Here is a 17,930-nt window from a genome sequence, read left to right as displayed (position 1 = left end):
GCGCCGGCCCCGGGATCAGACGTTCACCTGCGGCAGCTCGACGGCCACCGTGAGCCCGCCCTCCTCGCGGGGCTCGGCGGTCACGGTGCCGCCGTGCGCCTCGGCGACCACCCGGACGATGGACAGCCCGAGGCCGCTGCCCCGGTCGGAGCGCAACCGGTCGCCGTGCAGCCGCCGGAACGGCTCGAAGATCGTCTCGACCTCGTACGACGGCACGGGCAGCCCGGTGTTGGACACGACCACCTCGACCCGGTCGGTCCGCCGCCGGGTGGACACCCACAGCTGCCCGCCCTCATGGTTGTGCCGGATCGCGTTCTCCACCAGGTTCTGGACGAGCCGCTCGACCAGCACCGCCTCACCCGCGGTGGGCGCCGGGTCGAGCAGCCGGTGGACGGTCACCCCCTGCTCCTTCGCCTCGTCGGCGGCCAGGTCGAGCACGTGCTCGGCCACGTCGGCCAGGTCGAAAGGACGCCGGTCGAGCACGGCGCGCTCACCCTCGGCCAGGGCGAGCAACCCGTTGATCAGCCGCTCGTGCCGGGTGTTGACCACCAGCAGGGACTCGCCGAGCCGCTTGACGTCCTCGCTCGCGTCCGGACGCCGGACCGCCACGTCCACCAGGGTGCGGTTGATGGTGAGCGGTGTGCGCAGCTCGTGCGAGGCATTGGCGATGAACCGGCGCTGCCCGTCGAAGGAGCGGGACAGCCGGGCCAGGACGACGTCGATGGTGTCGGCGAGCTCCTTGATCTCGTCGGTCGGTCCCTCGTGCGCGACGCGTTCGGTGAGGTCGTGGCTCTGGGAGACGCGCAGCGCGCTCGCCGTGACCGCCCGGACGGGGCGCAGCGCCCAGCCGCCCGCCCGCCAGCCGGTCGCCGCCGCCAGCCCGCCGCCCGCGAGGACCGCGGCACCGCCCCAGGTCAGCACGCTTCTGATCGTGTCGGCCTGGTAGACGCGCCTGACCTGCGCGACCCGCTGGCCGGCGATGTAGTACTCCTCGCTGCCGGGCCAGTGGGTCTTCCCCGCGACCTGGATCCCGCCCTGGGGCCGCCGGAGTCCGTCACGCGGCTCCAGGCTCTGCCGTACGACGAGGGCGAGCGCGGCGACCAGGACGATCCCGACGAGGATGAACACTCCACCGCAGGCGAGGGCGAACCGGAGCCTGACACTGCCCTTCATCGGTTCCTCCGGTGTGGGGACCCCGCCTCCGGAGAGGCTCCGGCGGGGCTTCGGGAATGGGGGGAGATCACGGGATCCGGTATCCCGCCCCGGTGACGGTCTCGATGACCGGCGGGTCGCCGAGCTTGCGGCGCAGTTTCATCATCGTCGTGCGCACCGTGTTGGTGAACGGGTCGATGTGCTCGTCCCACACCTTCTCCAGCAGCGTCTCGGCGGAGACCACCGCCCCGCGGGCGCGCAGCAGCTCGGCCAGCACGCCGAACTCCTTCCGGGCCAGCGGCACGTAGCGGCCGTCCCGGAACACCTGCCGGTGCGCCCAGTCCAGGCGGACGCCCGCCCGTTCCAGGATCGGCGGGTCGGCCGCCCGGACCCGCCGGCCCAGCGCGTGGACCCGCGCCACCAGCTCCTCGAACGCGAACGGCTTGGGCAGGTAGTCGTCCGCGCCGAGCGACAGGCCCGCCACCCTGGAGCGCACGTCCCCCGACGCGGTGAGCATGAGGATGCGCACGGCCGCGGCGTCGGCCACCACGGCCCGGCACACCTCGTCGCCGTGCAGGCCCGGCAGGTCCCGGTCCAGGATCAGCACGTCGTAGTCGTGGACCCGCACGCGCTCCAGCGCCGCCTCGCCGTCGTAGGCGACGTCCACGGCGAGCGCCTCCCCGCGCAGCCCCTCCGCGATCGAGTCGGCGAGCATCCGCTCGTCCTCGGCGATCAGTACCCGCAACGTGCTGCCCCCCATGCCATCAACGCCGTGCGATGCCGTCGGATCGCGCCACCATGCCATCAACGCCATAACGCGGACGTAACCGGATCAGGTGACGACGAGTTTATCGATCAGCCGTTTCAGTTCTCCTTCGACGCCGGGAACCGCCCGGCCCCGAATCGGGGGACCTGCCGTGCTCACCTCACCTGGCGACGTCCGGACCGAATCCGTCGTCTCCGAGGGCGGCGCGCGCCGCCGTCCGCGCGGGGCGCTCCTCGCCGGCCACGTCCCGTTCGCCGTCGTGATCACCCTGGCGGCGGCGCTGCGCGTGGCCGTCATGCTCGGCTACGACACCGCCCAGCTCTACTGGTACGACTCGTTCACCTACCTGGACACGGCCGTCCACCTGAAACCCGGCGGCGCGTTCCATCCCGCCGGCTACTCGCTGTTCCTGTGGCTGCTCCGGCCGTTCCACAGCGTCGAGCTGGTGGTGGGCGCGCAGCACGTCATGGGGCTCGGCATGGGCCTGATGATCTATCTCCTGCTGCGCCGCCGTTCGCTGCCCGCGTGGGGCGCGACCCTGGCGACGCTGCCCGTGCTGTTCAACCCGGCGTTCCTCCGGCTCGAACACGCGGTGCTCTCCGACACCCAGGTCACGTTCCTCGTCATCGCCGCGCTGACGGTCCTCATGCGGCGGGCGAAGCCCTCCGTGCGGTCGGCCGCCGCGGCCGGGGCGCTGCTGGCGGCGGCCGGGCTCACCCGGACGGCCGCGGTGCCGCTGCTCGCCCTGTTCGTGCTCCACCTGCTCCTGCGGCGGGCCGGATGGCGGCGGGTGGTGGCGCTGGTGGTCGCGGGAACGCTTCCGCTCGCCGCCTACGCGGGCTGGTACCGCCAGCACCACGGGCGCTTCGCGCTCAGCGGCTCGGACGGGGTGGCGCTGTGGGCGCGCACCATGACGTTCGCCGACTGCTCGCAGATCAGGCCACCGGCCGCCGAGGCGCGTCTCTGCCCGAACGGCACCGTCGTCGACGCGGCCTCGGAGTACGTGTGGGCCGCGGATGCCTCACTCAACCGCCTGCCGGGGGACCGGTTCTCCCACAACGACCTCGCCAGGTCGTTCGCGGTGCGCGCCATCACCGCCCAGCCGCTCGACTACCTGCGCGAGGTCGCCTCCGACGCGTCGCTCGCGTTCGCGTGGACGCCCGTGCGCCACCCGAAGCGGATCGTCCCGGCCCTGACGCTCCCGGTCGGCTCCTGGCCGCTGCCGTCGTTCCCGCTGATCGACCAGGTCCGGAGGGAGTACGACCCCGCCATCCGCGGGATGTCGTCCGTCGCGCCCTATGACGCGTTCTTCACGGCGTACCGCTACCCGAACGTCCTGCACGGCCCGCTGTTCGGGGCGCTCCTGCTGCTCGGCGGACTCGGCGCGATCGGGCGGCGGCGCGCCGCCCTGCTGCCGTGGGCCGTGGCGATGTTCCTGTTCCTCGGGCCGATCGCCGCGCTCGACTTCGACCACCGCTACATGCTGCCCGCGATTCCGGTGGCGTGCGCCGCCGCCGCCCTGGGTGCGGCGAGCCTGTGGCGCACCCGCTCCGGCCGCCGCTGGGCTCTCCCGCGCCACCGCCGCCCCGGACCCTAGAGGGTCTTGGCCTCCTCGAAGCGCATGGTCACGTGCGAGGCGGTGGCGGTCAGGAAGGCGCCGCCGGGCAGGCCCAGCTCGCTCAGCTCCCTGGCGACGGGGTGGTTGCCCAGGCGGATCAGGGCGCCCGCCGGACGCACCCGCCCGCCGCGCGGCGCCACCGACCAGGGGACGCGGCGGGTGACGCCGTCCAGGTGGGTGTAGGCGTCGGTGCGGGCGGTCAGGCCGGGCGCGGGCACCGGCAGGCCGGGCCGCAGCAGGAGGTCCAGCACCAGGCGGCCGTCCTGGCGGACGACGCACCGCTTGTAGGGGGACGACAGGCGCAGGTCGATGTCGGCCAGCTCCTTGGGGAAACCCCAGATCGTACGGCCGGCCTCCAGGGTGAACCCCTGGTCGACGGGGAGCCAGTGGACGAACACCCCCGCCCCGTCCCGCAGCAGCCCGGAAAGGCCCCCGCGCAGGCCGCGGCGGGGCACCGGACCCGCCTCCGGCGGCCGGACCAGGAAGGTCACCCCGAACTCGTGGTAGGCGCCCAGGTCTCCCTCGGTGTAGTCCAGGAACGCCAGCGTGCACAGCGCCTTGCCGGGAAGCACCTCGACGACGTCGAGCCCCGAGTAGGCGATCACGGCGCGGGCCGCGTCGGCACGGACCAGGTAGGAGGCCGTGCAGGCCATGGCGTCCCGGATGCGGACCGGCGTGGCGACCTCGCGGCCCTGGATCAGATGGTGTGCCATGGCTCCTCTAGACCAATCTTCGGCTCTCCCGTCACTGTGGTTTGACGTACCCCCGAAGAACGCGGCATTCACGTGCCGGGAGGGGAACTCGGCGGGCTCCACGAACTTCGCGGGTTCCGGCGGCGGGCGGGGGCCCGCCCGGACCGGGCCGGCACGCGCGGAAGTCCGGGCGGTCCGTCAGGCGGGCAGGGGGCGGGGACGGGCGGGTGCCGGGGCGGCGCCTGTCGCGGCCCAGCCCTCCAGCAGTTCGACGAACCCGCCCGCGTGGTCGGCCCAGTTGTGATGGCGCAGCGCCTCCCGATGGCCGCGCGCGCCCATGTCCGCCGCCCGGACGGGGTCGTCCCGCAGCGCCAGCACGGCGCGCAGCGCGGCGTCCACGTCGCCGAAGGGCACGACCACGCCGCAGCCGGTCCGTTCGACCGCCGCGGCGGCGGCCGGGGCCGGGGTGGTGATGACCGGGAGTCCCCTGGCCATGTACTCGACGACCTTGGCCGGCATGGCCCGCCCGGCGCCGGGCAGGTCGTGCGGGAGCGCGAGCCCGGCCAGGGCGCCCTCGGCCATCCGCGTCGCGTGCCGGTCGGGCACGTGGCCGTACCAGTCGAGCAGGCCCGCCCGCTGCGCGTCGCGGACCGCCGGGCGGACCGCCGGGTCGGCCTCGCCGATCAGGTCCGTCCTGATCCCGTACGGCGCCAGCCGCCGGGCCAGCTCGACCAGCTCGGCCACGCCGCCGTCCGCGCGGAGCCTGCCCAGGTGGACGATCCGCCCGCCGGCGGGCGGCCGCGGCGGCCGCTCGGGCACCCGGGCGGCGCGGGGGATCACGGGGTGGGACAGTTCGAACCGCTCCCGGTGGGAGGCATCGGCCAGGATCAGGTGGACGCGGTGCTCGGCGCGGGACTCGGCGAGGCGGAGCAGCGGCCGCGGGAGGCGGAGCGGGGGGCCGGGGAACGAACCGGCCGCCCACGGCCCGGAGGCGTCGTCGCGGACGTCCCAGACGGTGACGGGGCGGTGGCGGGGCAGCCGGAGCAGCGACGCGAGGTCGCAGACGAGGAGCAGGTCGGCGTCCTCGGTGCCGCGCCGCAGCGCCCCGCGCACGGCCCGCAGCGCCCGGCCGCGGTGGGCGCCGAGCGCGCGCGGGACGTCGATCGCGCGGATCCCGGGGGCCGGGGTGACGTTGCAGTCGGTGAAGGGGGCGACATAGGTGACCTCGTGCCCCGCGTCGAGGAGGGCCCGGATCTGCCTGTGCATGATCCGGGCGTCCTCGGGATGGTGGACGATCGTCCCGACACATACCCTCATACGCCGATGTTGGGCGGAGGTTCGGTCCTCACCGGGTGTGCCGGGTTAATCACCGGGGAAGCGGGGCTGAACTCTCCCTGCGGGCGGGCCCGGCGGCCGGGTCGATGGGCGTCGCGGCGGCGGGCATGTCCGCGGCGGGCACCGTCGTGGGCGGGCGCGCCGCCTCCCCGGCCGGGCGTCGGTAGAGCCACACCAGGCGCGGCTCCAGCAGCCACTTGAAGGCCGTACGGGTCACCGGCAGGCAGAGGATGATCGCCAGCACCAGCGCGCTGCAGGTGATCGCGATCACGCCCAGCGGGCCGTACAGCCAGGGGAGGCTCAGCCACTTCTGGTCCTTGGCGATGAGCACGACGACACCGTGCAGCAGGTAGGCGTAGAGGGTGCGGGTGCCGAGGTCGGAGAACCACGTCTGGCGCCGCGGCACCACGGCCAGCAGCGCCACCGACAGTGCCAGCCCGGCCAGCAGCATCGCGCCGCGCACGCCGAGGCCGAGCCACCAGCTCATGTCCATGGACTTGAAGCTGTAGCGGTAGTAGACCGGCTTGAGGCTGATGTGCGGGGCGATGAAGATCGCCACCGCGGCGCCCGCGGCCAGGACGACCCCGCCGGTGATCCGCACCCACAGCGGCTTGAGCAGGTCGAAGTGCTCCGGCTTGAGCACCAGGCCGATCACGTAGAAGGGGAGCAGGCCGAAGAAGCGGTCGATGCTGAAGTCACCGGAGATCTCCGAGAAGCCGGCGACCATGGAGACGACGAGCGCGACGAGCACCGGCTGCCGCATGCGGTTCCAGATGGGCGTGGAGATCCGCCACAGCACCAGGGCGACGAGATACCAGTTCAGCCACGCCGGATCGATGATCGTCAGGGACCACTTCTGGCCGACCGCGTAGCGCAGCAGCGCGTACCCCAGCTCCACGACCGCGTACGGCACCAGCATGGTGTCGACCAGCTTGTTGATCTTGGCGTTGGAGTTCCAGAAGTTGCGCCCGAGATAGCCGCTGACCAGCACGAACGCGGGCATGTGGAACGTGTAGATGAAGAGGTACGCGGCCTTGGACGAGTGCGCCGCCAGGGTGGGCACCAGCGAGTGGCCGGTCACCACCAGGACGATCAGGACGAACTTGACGTTGTCGAGGTACGGCTCGCGCTTCTTCTTGGCCGGAGGGGCGGGCGGCTCCTCCTCGGGCCGCGGCTCCTCGTCCGCCTCGGGGTAGTGGCCCCAGCGCGACGACTCGGTCTGGGGCTTGTCCCAGTAGGAGAACGGCCGCTCGCCGGTTCCGCTCTCCGGCCGGGCCGGGGCGGGGGCGGCCGACGCCCACGCCGGGATGTGCGCGCCCGTGGGCGCCGGCGTCCACGCCGGGTCCAGCGGGTCCGGCGTCCGCCCGGCCGGGGCGCTTCGCGTGCTCCGGGGGCCCCGGGGGTCCGGGACACCGCCCCGGGGGGCGGCGGCGCCCGGCGCCCAGGGGTCCTGGGCCGTCCGGTCGTGGTACGGCGCCCGCGCCCGAGGCGGGTCCCACGGCTCCTCGACGCCGGCCGGCGTCCACGGTTCCTCGACCCCGGACGGCGCCCAGGGCTCCTCGGCCCGGGACGGCGCCCAGCCGTCCCGCGGGGTGGGCGACTCGGCCCCCCAGCCGGGGGTCTCGCCGCGGCCGGACGCCGGAGCGTGCCGGCCCGGGGCCTCGTGGAAGCCGTGAGCCTCCCGGCGCGGGGCCTCGTGCGATCCGTGGGCGTGCCGGCCCGGGGCCTCGTGCGAGCCGGGCGCCGGGGAGTCCCAGGGGGAGGCGGGCGCGGGGGAGTCCCAGGGGGAGGCGCCCGATTCCTGGGCGGGCTCACGGTAGGGCGGATAGCCCCACGCGGTGACCTCGCCGGGCCCCTCGTCCCTGTCCCGGCCGTCCCCGTGGCGGTCCCCGTCCCCGCGGTGGTCCCGGCCGTCTCCGCGGTGACCCCGGTCGCCGCCACGGCGGCCCCGGCCGCTCTCTCCCGGCGGCTCCGGCCAGGAGGGCTGGGGCGCCTCGGACGCCGGCCACCGGTCGGGCGTCCGGTCCTGCCCGCCTTCGGACCCGCCGGGGCCGTCGTCTCGGGGAGGCGGTACCTGGAAGGGGAATCGGGGATCACTCACGGGGCAAACGCTCGGCTATCTCTCGGAAGGCGGAAGGTGGGCTCGATCATCTCTCTGAAACGGGACCGGTGGGTCGCGCCGGCGGGACGCCCGGGGATCGCCGAGGGATGCGGCAGAGTGAGGTCCGCCTCGCCGACCCGACAACCCTAGACCGGGAACGCGGCCGATGTCGCACAACGGCTCCGGCGGACGCCGGGTTCCCCGGAAAACGTGACCTGGTGCCCAGCCCGCCGTGATCCGGCGCCCGGCGTCCGGGGCGGCGACCGTCGCGGTCGCCGCCCCGCGCGCCGGGCGCGGGCCCCGGGCTTCGCGGATCACTGGCAGGGGTCGGTCTTGCTGTCGACGACGTTGCCCTTGAGGGAGTCGGGGATCTTGGTGGGGACGCGGACGCCCTTCCAGTCGTTGCCGATGACCAGCTGGATGATCGGGCCCTTGGGAGGCGCGGTGACCGGGATGGTCGGCGCGTAGTTCTGCACGTTGGTGGCCCGCATCTTGCCCGCGACGGGGGTGAGCTTGTCGCCGGAGAGCCGCAGGGCCAGCGCGTCGCCGTACGCGGCGCCCTCGGTCTCGGCCTTGGCGTAGCGGACCGAGGTGGTGGGCACGCCGGTGGCCGGGCCGGCGTTGCCGGTCTGGGTCACCACGAAGCCCTGGTCGGCCAGCTTGGCGGCCGCCTCGCCGGCCACGCCGGCCCTGCCGGTGCCGTTCAGCACCTGGACCCGGACCTGCTCGTTCTTGACGGCCGGCTTGGCCGACTCCTTGGCCGGCTGGGTCACCTCGGTGTCGGCGCGGATCGCCTCGAACAGGTTGGCGGCCTCGGGCCGCCAGACGACCCGGTTCTTGTCGGCCGGGTCGGGCATCCAGGGGACGGTGATGGCCTGCAGGCCCTTGGCGGTGAGCTTCTTCGCGCTCTGGGCGATCTCCAGCATGCGGTTGACGGTGAGATGGTTGTCCATGGTGAGCGAGCCGGCCGCGGCCTTCAGGAAGGAGTTCAGCTTGATCGGGTCGGTCAGCAGGTCGGAGCCGGTGGCCTTCTTCATCACCTGGTTGAGGAAGACCTGCTGCCGTTTGATCCGGCTGAGGTCGCTGCCGTCGCCCATCGAGTATCGGGCCCGGACATAGGCGAGGGCCGTCTCGCCCTTCACGACGTGGTTGCCCGCCTTGAGGTTCAGCTTGGCCTGCCTGTCCACCACGTCCTTGGAGACGCAGATCGGGACGCCGCCCAGCGCGTCCACGATGTTCTTGAACCCGGAGAAGTCGACCTTGACGAAGTGGTCGATGTGGATCTGGGTCAGCGACTCGATCGTCTTCCAGGTGCAGGCGATGCCGCCCTCGTTGAACGTCGCGTTGATCATTCGGGGGCCGGGGGGAATGACCGCCTTGGTCTGGGGGTTCTGGCACTGGGGCACCTGGACCACGGAGTCCCGGGGGAAGCTGATCAGGGTCGCCTTGTCGCGGTCCGGGGAGATGTGGAGCAGCATGATCGTGTCGGTCCGCTCGCCCAGGCCCTGCATGTGCTGGCCGTATCTCTTGTTGCCGGCGCCGTCGCGGGTGTCGGAGCCGACGACGAGCACGTTGAGCGCGCCGGTCTCCGGGGGGCGGTTGTTGCCGAGCTGGCCGTCGAGGTCGACCTTCTTAAATTCGCCCTCGATGTCGTGGTAGACCTTGTAGCCGCCCAGCGTGCCGAGGACCAGCAGGCCGGTCACCCCGATGCCGATCCAGCGGCTCAGGCCCAGCCCGCCGCGCCGCGGTGACCTGGACGAGCGGCGGGACGCCGGGGGCTCCTCGGGCGGGGGCCGGTCGTCGCCGCCCGCGCGCCGCGCGGCCCTGCGGCCGGGCCCGGTGGGCTCGGCCCGTCGGTCCTTCACAGCGACTTGCCGATGGTCGCTCATGCGATCTCCTCGCCTGGCGGCAACGTCCGGTGCTGTCTCAGCTCGCTCATTGCGCCCAAAGAGTAGGTCACGAGACGAGTGCCGGACGACATGATGATGCGAACTTGGTCATGACAGCCCTGACAGCCCCCGTGAATGATCCGGCGGCCAGCATACTCAGATACGGACATTTCTTGGAATGTTATGTAACGAAGGTTTAGGCGCCATAAAAGCGGCAGCAAGGCAGGCCGCCGGTACGGCGGGCAGCACGTAGCGGTAGTCGAACTCCGCCACCGCGGGGGGCATGACCAGCAGCAACACCGCCGTCGCCCACGGCAGCGGCCAGGCCGCCGACCCGGCCCCGGCCGGTCCGCCGCTCACCCCCGCGGGCCCCCGCCGGAGCCGCCGAGCCGCCGCCGTCACCGGCGGGACGAGGACGATCACCAGCACCGCCGTGCCGGGCAGCCGGGCGACGCCCTGGTAGGCGCGCATCCAGCCCGCGTACGGCTCGGCGATCCGGACGTCGATCGGCCCCTGTTCGTAACGCCGGGCGAACTTGGCGCCCTCCGTGGCCGGGTAGCGGCCCGGGGGCAGGGGCGGCGTCGCGGGGAACTCGTAGTAGCCGTAGACCTCCGCGTCGGGGTAGACCGGGCGGTCCGGGGTGAAGGACCGGGCCAGCTCCGACAGCACCGAGCCGAGGTAGTCGAGCGGCTGGCGGGTGATGGCCAGCGACGCGAACCGCCCGGCCAGCGCGTCGTTCTCCTCGGTGAAGGTGATGCCGGGCAGTTTGACCAGCGGCGAGTCCGTGCTCCAGACGTACTCCTGGGCCGGGGGCCGCGCCGCCGGAGGGCGCGGGTCGCACAGCACGGCCAGGTCGGGCGACGGCCTCATCACCGCGCAGTCGGCGAAGGTCATCGTCTTGCCGTACAGGAAGACGCCGTTCGCGCCCACCAGGCCGAACCGCTGGTAGGTGGCGTGGAACCAGAGGGCGTACCCGGCGATCGGCACCAGCGCCGCCGCGATCATCACCCCGGCGGCGAGCACCCGGCCCCGCGCCCGGTAGACCAGCCAGGCCGCGAAGAGCGCGACCAGCGGCAGGCCGACCGTCCTGGTCAGCGTCGCCGCCGCCACCAGCAGGCCGATCCCGCCCGCCGCCACCAGCCCTCCGGTCCGGCTCGGAGCGGACGAACCTGGAGAAACCGGTCCGGTCGCCCGGGACACGGCGAGGCATACGGCCGACATGACCAGGGTGGCGAACAATGTGTCTGAGACAAGCAGGTGCTCCAGCTCGATCTGGTAGGCGTCCAGCAGCGGAGGGACCGACGCGAGCACCGCCGCCCAGCCGGGGGCGCCCAGCCGCCGGGCGGTGAGGTAGACGAGGACACCGACCAGGAGACCCAGCAGGTGCTGGACCGACGCGACGAGGGCGAAGCTGTGGAAGGGCTCGAACAGCCGCAGGAACATGGAGTACCCGGCCGGCCGGACCAGGTCGGGCCGGGGCTTGATGGCGGTGACGACGTAGGTGTAGGAGTCGGGGAACCACAGCGCGGGCCGGTATCCCAGCACGGTGACCACCCGCAGGGCGGCCCCGAGGCCCAGCACCCCCAGAAACCACCGGTGACGCCGCACCCCTCCGGCCACGCCGCGCGGGAGCCGTCCACGCGCCCACGCGCCCGCGTCCCGCAGGAACCGCCGGTATCGCCGCACCCGCCCGCCCACGTCCAGCCCCCTTCGCGCGCTGCGTACGCTACCGGCTCCGGCCCGGGCCCCGCGCCGGACGCGGCTCCCGGCCCCGCGTCGGTTCCGGTCCCGGTCACGGCGCCCGGCCCCGCATCGGACACGGCGTCCGGCCCCGCGCCCGTTCCGGCCCCGGACGCGGTGCCCGGCCCGGCCGCCCGTCGCCGCCGGTTCCGGCCGCCGCTACGCTCGGGTCCAGCTATGAGGCCGTCACCACCCTCGACGCCGGCCGCCGAGGCCGGTTCACGAGACCGCGCGCGCGGGCCCTCGGCGGGCACCGTGCTCGCCGTGCTGTCGGCCGCGCCCGCGCTCGTGCTGGTCGGCTGGCTGCTGGCCGGGCTGCCGCTGCTGCTGCTCGGCTGGTTCCGGCCGTTCGTCGCGGTGCCGCTGGGCCTGCTCGCGGCGGCCGCCCTGTGCCGGTACGGCCTGCGCCGCCTGCCCGAGACGGTCGAGGCGACGGCCCGGCAGACCGGCGCGGTCGTCGCGGTGGCGCTGGGCTCGGCGGTCTTCAACGCCGTCTTCCACAGCGAGCAGCTCGTCGTCCGCCGCGACCCCGCGACCTACGCGCAGACCACGATCTGGCTGGCCCGACACGGCTCGCTGCCGATCCCGCGGGACATCGCGGCCCTCGGCGGGCCCGACCCGGCGCTGCTGTTCGAAAGCGCGGGCTTCTACAGCTCAGGCGGCGCGGTCGTGCCGCAGTTCATGCCGGGTCCGCCGCTGCTGTACGCGTTCGGCCACTGGCTGGGCGGCCTGACCGGGCTCCTCCTCGCGCCGCCCGTGCTGGGGGCATTGGCGGTGCTGGCCGTCGCCGGGCTGACCGCCCGGCTGGCGGGCGGGCGCTGGGCGCCGGTCGCCGCCCTGCTGCTCGCGGTCAGCCTCCCGTTCCTCTACACCGCCCGCACGACGTTCAGCGAGATCCCGTCCCTCATCCTGATCTTCGGCGGGCTGATCCTGCTGCACGACGCCCGGGCCAGGCTCCGCGCCGGCGTCACCGGCCTCGGCTACCTGCCCGCCACGCCCTCCGCCGAGCCGCCCGGGGAGGTCCGCGAGGCCCAGCCGCGCGCCGCGCTGGCCGGAGCCGCACTGGCCGGTCTGGTGTTCGGGCTGGCGGTCCTGGTCAGGATCGACGGGCTGCGCGACGTGCTGCCGGTGCTCGTCTACGCCGGGCTGCTCATCGCCATGGGCCGGACCGGCCTGCGCGAGGAGGGACGGCTCGGCCTCCCGCTGCTCGGCGGGCTCATCGCAGGCACCGGGCTGGGGGTCGCCGCCGGCTACCTGCTGTCGCGGCCGTACCTGAAATACCTGTCCAGCTCGCTCACGCCGCTGCTGCTCATCTGCGGCGCGGTCGTGGCCCTCACCGTGGTGGCCGCGCTGCTGGCCCGGCCGCTCGCCGCCGCGCTGCGCCGGGTCGCGGCGCTGCGGTGGCTGCCGGAGATCGTCGCCGGCCTGGCGGTCGCGGTGATGGCCGTCTTCGCCGCCCGGCCGTGGCTGCAGCAGGTCACGAGGGTGCCGACCACGCAGGCCGACCGGCTGAACGCCCTGTTCATCACCAACACCCAGCGGGCCAACGGCCTGCCGGTGGACGGCGCCCGCCTGTACTACGAGGACTCCCTGCACTGGGTGATGTGGTACATCGGCGTGCCCGCCGTGGTGCTCGCCACGCTGGCCGCGGCCGTCCTGGCCCGCAGGCTCGCCCGCGGCACCGGGTTCGGCTGGCTGCTGCCGCTGGCCGTGATCGGCTGGACCACCGTCACGACCCTCTACCGCCCGGCCATCACCCCCGACCACCCCTGGGCCTCCCGGCGGCTGGTCCCGGTCGTCCTGCCCGGCCTGATCGTGCTCGCCGTATGGGGCCTGCGCTGGTCGCGCGACAAGATCCGCCGGATGGGCTACGGCCCGGCCGCGCAGCGGAACCTGACCGCCGTAGGCGCGGCGCTGCTCGTCGTCCCCGCCGCCGTGACCTCGATCGGCACGGCCTTCACCCCGGTCGAACGGGGCGAGCGCGCGGCCGTCGAGGCGATGTGCGCGGCCCTGCCCGAACAGGCCTCGGTGCTCATCGTCGAGCGGGTCACCGGCGAACGGCTGACCCAGGTGGTCCGGGGCGCCTGCGGCGTCCCCACCGCGAAGGTCGCCCCGCTGTGGGGCTCCGACGTCGCCGGCAAGGCCGACGTGCTGCGCCTGGCCTCCCGGATCCGCGCCGCCGGCCGCGTCCCCGTCCTGCTCGCCGTCAAGGGAAGCCAGCTCACCCGGTACGGCGAGCCGGTCCAGGTGATGGCGCTGCGCACCCGCCAGGACGAACGCTCCCTCGTCAGCCCCCCGGACGGCACCTGGTCCACCGCCATCGACGCCTGGATGACCATCCCCGCCGAGAACCCTCCTCCCGGGTCCTGACGGCCCTCACCACCGGCCCGCTCGGCGGAGCCGCTCCCCCCGCCGCCCGCCGCGTGACCCCCTCCCGAAGGGTCAGGGGCGGTCCCCTCGGGGATCCCGGACCGGGGCATGTGGCCACGGGGCTCGGATAGGCTGAGTATCCTCGCCGGACGTGAGTACGACCGAGACGACCTCCGAGAGTGGACCAGCCGTGGACGCAACGCCGTACGTGACGATCGTTCTGCCCTGTTACAACGAGCAGGACCACGTCATCGACGAGGTCGAGCGCATCTGCGCGGCCATGGACGCCAGCGGGTACACCTACGAGCTCGTGGCCGTCGACGACTGCTCCACCGACCAGACCCTGGCCAGGCTGCAGGAGGCCGCGCCGCGGTTCCCGAACATGCGGATCAGGGCGTTCCACCGCAACGGCGGGTCGGGCACCGTCCGCCGGATCGGCACCCAGGAGGCCCGCGGCGAGATCGTCGTGTGGACCGACGCCGACATGACCTACCCCAACGAGCGGATCCCCGAGCTGGTCCAGCTCCTGGAGAAGGACCCCACGATCGACCAGGTCGTGGGTGCGCGGACCACCGAGGAGGGCTCGCACAAGATCCTGCGGGTGCCGGCCAAGTGGTTCATCCGCAAGGTGGCCGAGCGGCTGGCCGGGCAGAAGATCCCCGACCTCAACTCCGGGCTGCGGGCGTTCCGCAAGTCCGTCGCCAGGCCCTACCTGCGGCTGCTGCCGCCCGGGTTCTCCTGCGTCACCACGATCACGCTGTCGTTCCTGTCGAACCAGCACGACGTCTACTACCTGCCGATCGAGTACAGCAAGCGGGCCGGGAAGTCGAAGTTCAGCTTCATCTCCGACGCCTACCGCTACATCCTGCAGGTGCTGCGGATGGTGATGTACTTCAACCCGCTGAAGGTCCTGATGCCCCCGGCCATCTGGCTGATCGTCATCGGCCTGGTCAAGGGTGTCGTGGACATCGTCCGGTACGGCTTCTACCTCACCAGCAACACCATCGTGATCTTCATCTCCGGGTTGCTCATCGGCTCGCTGGCGCTGCTGGCGGACCTCATCGTGCGGTCCAGGAGCGAGTAGATGCGCATCGCGATCGTCGGGCCGGTCCACCCGTACAAGGGCGGCGGGGCCGCGCACACCGCCGAGCTGGCGCATCGGCTGCGCGACGCCGGGCACGACGTGGTGGTCGAGTCGTGGCGGGCGCAGTACCCCTCGTTCCTGTACCCCGGGCAGCAGACCGTGGACACCCCGGACGAGCGGCCGTTCCCGAACGTCCGCCGCGACCTCGACTGGCGGCGGCCCGACGGCTGGTTCCGCGCCGGCCGCCGCCTCGCGAGCGCCGACCTGGTGATCCTGGTGCTGCTCAGCTCCGTGCAGGTGCCGCCCTACCTCGGCATCCTGTCCGGGCTGCGGCGGCGCACCCGGGTGGTGGCGCTGTGTCACAACGTGCTGCCGCACGAGCGCAAGCCGTACGACGAGCCGCTGGTGCGGGCGCTGCTGCGCCGCGTGGACGGCGTGCTGACGCACTCGGAGAAGCAGGCCGGGCTGGCCCGCGGGCTGACGTCCGCCCCGGTGAGGGTGGCCGAGATGGCGCCGCACCTGCCGCGGGGACTGCGTGAGCACGACCACGTCGAGGGCGTGACGAACCGGCTGCTGTTCTTCGGCCTGGTCCGGCCGTACAAGGGGCTCGACCTGCTGATCCGCGCGCTGCCCGAGGGCGTCTCGCTGCGGGTGGCCGGGGAGTTCTGGGGGGTCCGCGAGAAGATCGAGGCGCTCGTCAGCGAGCTCGGGCTGACCACCCGGGTGGAGCTGCGGCCCGGCTACGTCGCCGACGAGGACCTCCCGGCGCTGTTCGCCGACGTGGACGCGCTGGTCCTGCCCTACCGCGGCGGTACGGCCAGCCAGCAGGTGTGGCTCGGTCACGAGCTGGGGGTGCCGGTGATCGCCACCCGGGTCGGCACGCTCGCCGACCACGTCACCGACGGTGTGGACGGCCTGCTCGTCGAGCCGGGGTCGGTGGAGGCGCTGCGCGCGGCGCTGGAGAGGTTCTACCGGCCGGGCGAGCCCGAGCGGCTGCGCGCCGGGGTCAAGGCCGTCGACCCCGACCCCTACTGGGCGGCGTACGCCGACGCGCTGGTCTCCGCCGGGGCCTGAGCCCGGCGGCCGAGCAGCCAGCCGATTCCGGCCCAGGCCAGGTCGGTGAGGGTGAACGCCAGCCGGGAGACGAGGGCGACGACGGAGACGACGGCCACCGTCTCCGGGGTCCCGAGGCCGCCCGCGTCCTGGCTCAGCCCCGACATGAGGGCCGCGGCCATCGCGGCCTCGCGCACGCCGACCCCCGCCGGGACGACCGCGATCAGCAGGCCGGTGGCCCAGGCGGCGGCGTAGGCCCCGGCGCCGAGCGCGTAGAGGGAGAAGTCGCCGGTCAGGTCGCCCAGGACGAGCCAGGCGTGCAGGCCGTACACCAGCCAGCCGAGGAGCGTCCAGCCGAGGGCCGCGAGCAGGGCGCGGCCGGGCAGCACCCGCTCGACCGGCTCCCGGCGGGCGATCCGCAGCGCGAGGTTCAGCCCCCAGGTGAGGACCTTCGGGTGCAGGCACACCGCGATCACCGGGATGACCAGGACGAGATACCACGTCCGCCCGGCCATCGACCGGGCGGTGAACGGCAGCGTGGCGGCGGCGAGGCCGACCGCGCAGCCCAGCGAGACCAGCAGGGCCAGCGAGGTGGCGCTGAAGGTGCGCCGGGGCGGGCAGCCGTGGTCGCGGCCCAGTTCCATCATCGCCGCGTAGGCCCAGACCGACCCCGGGACGTACTTGCCGAGCTGCCCGACGAACAGCACGCGCGCGGCCACGCGCAGCGGCAGCGGCGAGCCGAGCCCGGCGACCACCCGCTGCCAGGCGACGAGCATGCAGCCCGCCCCGGCCATCACCGACACCCAGGCCCCGGCCACCGACCACCACGACAGCTCCGCCAGCGCGCGGCGGGTGTCGTCCCAGTTCCGGGTCAGGCCGTAGCCGAGGAAGCCGATGGCGACGAGGGCGAGGAGAACCCGCAGCAGGCGGCTTGTCCGGAGTCGGCGCAGCATGCGCCCACAGTACGGCCGGGACCGTACCGGGCGGTAGGGAGCGGGCGCGCCGGTACGCTTGGGCGGCATGGCGGCGCCGGTGAGAACGCGCCGCCGGGCGGCCGACGACGACGGACGCCGACGGACGCCGACGGACGAGAAGCCGGACGCGCCGCCGGGCGACCGGAGGCGGCGGACGACCGACGACGGACGACGGGCCGGACGCGCCGGGTGACGGCGCGGGCGAGCGGGGAGCGGTGGACGACTCTGTGAGCGGAAAGGCGAGCGGGAAGGCGACCGGGAGGCCGGGCGGCGGGGCGGGCGGGGAGCGCCAGGCCCAGCTCGAGTACTCCGAGTTCCAGGCGGCGATGCTGGACGAGGAGAAGCGCCGTCGCAAGGCCGCGAAGATCGTGGCGGTGCTGGGCCACTTCCTCGGCCGCGACAAGGACGTCCTGGAAGGGCTGACCGTCGCCGACATCGGCTGCTCGGCCGGGTTCATCGCCGACGAGCTGGCCTCGGCGGGCGCGCACCGCACCTTCGGCGTCGACATCGACGTGCCCGGCCTGCGCCGGGCGGCCCAGCGGTTCGGCGACCGGGTCCGGTTCGTGTGCGCCGACGGCACCGCGCTGCCGTTCCCCGACTCCTCGATCGACGTGCTGGTGTTCAACCACATCTACGAGCACGTCGTCGACCCCGACGCGATCATGGCCGAGATGCGCCGGGTGCTGGCCGACGACGGCGTCCTGTACCTCGGGCTGGGCAACCGGCTCGGGGTGATGGAGCCGCACTACAAGCTGCCGTTCCTGTCCTACCTGCCGCCCGCCCTGGCCGACCGCTACGTGCGCCTCTTCGGCCGGGCCGACAGCTATTACGAGCGCTACCGCACCCGCCGCGGCCTGCGGCGGATGGCCCGGGGTTTCCGGGTGTGGGACTACACCTTCCCGGTGCTCGCCACCCCGGTGGCCTTCGCCGGGTCGGAGCTGTTCCCGGGCGCGGCGGGCCGCGCGGCCACCGCCGTGCTGTCCCGGCTGCCCCGCCCCGTCCTGCGGGCGCTGCTGCCGGTGGTGCCGACCTACCTGTGGGTGGCGACCAAGGGCGGCCGCCGCCCGGCCGGGCCGTCGCTGCCCCAGCCGCCCGATCCGGTGGTCACGCGGTGAGCCCGGTGGCCGGACGATGAGGTCCCGGGGAGGCCGCATGC

General features: G+C 73.9%; 13 protein-coding genes. 5 read left to right on the top strand and 8 right to left on the bottom strand.

Annotated elements, in window-relative coordinates:
- Nucleotides 1-15: 15 nt before the first annotated feature.
- Nucleotides 16-1,173, bottom strand: coding sequence for a sensor histidine kinase (locus tag IEZ10_RS12130; protein ID WP_189246608.1), 1,158 nt, complete (start codon nucleotides 1,171-1,173; stop codon nucleotides 16-18).
- Nucleotides 1,174-1,240: 67 nt separating this feature from the next.
- Nucleotides 1,241-1,897 carry a response regulator transcription factor gene (locus tag IEZ10_RS12125; protein ID WP_189246844.1) on the bottom strand — a complete coding sequence of 219 codons (657 nt, stop codon included), beginning with the start codon at nucleotides 1,895-1,897 and terminating at the stop codon, nucleotides 1,241-1,243.
- 172 nt (nucleotides 1,898-2,069) lie between these two features.
- On the opposite strand from IEZ10_RS12125, the gene IEZ10_RS12120 reads away from it, so the two are divergent.
- A complete protein-coding gene (locus IEZ10_RS12120; protein WP_229811194.1) occupies nucleotides 2,070-3,515 on the top strand; it encodes a hypothetical protein in 1,446 nt (481 codons plus the stop codon).
- Here the strand turns inward: IEZ10_RS12120 and IEZ10_RS12115 are convergent.
- The 5 genes from IEZ10_RS12115 to IEZ10_RS12095 form a co-directional block, all read right to left on the bottom strand.
- The gene (locus IEZ10_RS12115; protein ID WP_189246607.1) at nucleotides 3,512-4,249 is read right to left on the bottom strand and encodes an acetoacetate decarboxylase family protein; all 738 of its coding nucleotides are present in this window, start codon (nucleotides 4,247-4,249) and stop codon (nucleotides 3,512-3,514) included. The genes IEZ10_RS12120 and IEZ10_RS12115 overlap by 4 nt on opposite strands.
- Nucleotides 4,250-4,426: 177 nt before the next feature.
- Nucleotides 4,427-5,545 (bottom strand): glycosyltransferase, encoded by a 1,119-nt coding sequence (locus IEZ10_RS12110; RefSeq protein ID WP_189246606.1) that lies wholly within the window; start codon nucleotides 5,543-5,545, stop codon nucleotides 4,427-4,429.
- 49 nt (nucleotides 5,546-5,594) lie between these two features.
- On the bottom strand, nucleotides 5,595-7,664 hold the full coding sequence (locus IEZ10_RS12105; protein ID WP_189246605.1) for an acyltransferase family protein: 2,070 nt from the start codon (nucleotides 7,662-7,664) through the stop codon (nucleotides 5,595-5,597).
- Between the two features lie 314 nt (nucleotides 7,665-7,978).
- Nucleotides 7,979-9,553, bottom strand: a complete 1,575-nt coding sequence (locus tag IEZ10_RS12100; RefSeq protein WP_189246604.1) for an LCP family protein — start codon at nucleotides 9,551-9,553, stop codon at nucleotides 7,979-7,981.
- Nucleotides 9,554-9,709: 156 nt separating this feature from the next.
- Nucleotides 9,710-11,251 carry a hypothetical protein gene (locus IEZ10_RS12095; protein WP_229811193.1) on the bottom strand — a complete coding sequence of 514 codons (1,542 nt, stop codon included), beginning with the start codon at nucleotides 11,249-11,251 and terminating at the stop codon, nucleotides 9,710-9,712.
- Between the two features lie 219 nt (nucleotides 11,252-11,470).
- Between IEZ10_RS12095 and IEZ10_RS12090 the strand changes: the two genes are divergently transcribed.
- From IEZ10_RS12090 to IEZ10_RS12080, 3 genes are all read left to right on the top strand, one after another.
- Complete coding sequence (locus tag IEZ10_RS12090) at nucleotides 11,471-13,663, top strand: hypothetical protein (RefSeq protein ID WP_229811192.1); 2,193 nt, start codon at nucleotides 11,471-11,473, stop codon at nucleotides 13,661-13,663.
- 151 nt (nucleotides 13,664-13,814) lie between these two features.
- Entirely contained in the window at nucleotides 13,815-14,747 is a 933-nt protein-coding gene (locus IEZ10_RS12085) for a glycosyltransferase family 2 protein (RefSeq protein ID WP_229811191.1), read from the top strand.
- Entirely contained in the window at nucleotides 14,748-15,821 is a 1,074-nt protein-coding gene (locus IEZ10_RS12080) for a glycosyltransferase family 4 protein (protein WP_189246603.1), read from the top strand. It begins immediately after the preceding gene.
- Here IEZ10_RS12080 and IEZ10_RS12075 read toward each other — a convergent pair.
- Nucleotides 15,776-16,753 carry a lysylphosphatidylglycerol synthase transmembrane domain-containing protein gene (locus tag IEZ10_RS12075; protein ID WP_189246602.1) on the bottom strand — a complete coding sequence of 326 codons (978 nt, stop codon included), beginning with the start codon at nucleotides 16,751-16,753 and terminating at the stop codon, nucleotides 15,776-15,778. The genes IEZ10_RS12080 and IEZ10_RS12075 overlap by 46 nt on opposite strands.
- Nucleotides 16,754-16,989: 236 nt before the next feature.
- Between IEZ10_RS12075 and IEZ10_RS12070 the strand changes: the two genes are divergently transcribed.
- Nucleotides 16,990-17,889 (top strand): class I SAM-dependent methyltransferase, encoded by a 900-nt coding sequence (locus IEZ10_RS12070; protein WP_229811190.1) that lies wholly within the window; start codon nucleotides 16,990-16,992, stop codon nucleotides 17,887-17,889.
- Nucleotides 17,890-17,930: the final 41 nt, after the last annotated feature.

Source organism: Streptosporangium pseudovulgare, from assembly GCF_014648055.1.
GTDB lineage: Bacteria > Actinomycetota > Actinomycetes > Streptosporangiales > Streptosporangiaceae > Streptosporangium > Streptosporangium pseudovulgare.
This window is presented reverse-complemented; position numbering and strand designations above follow the sequence as displayed.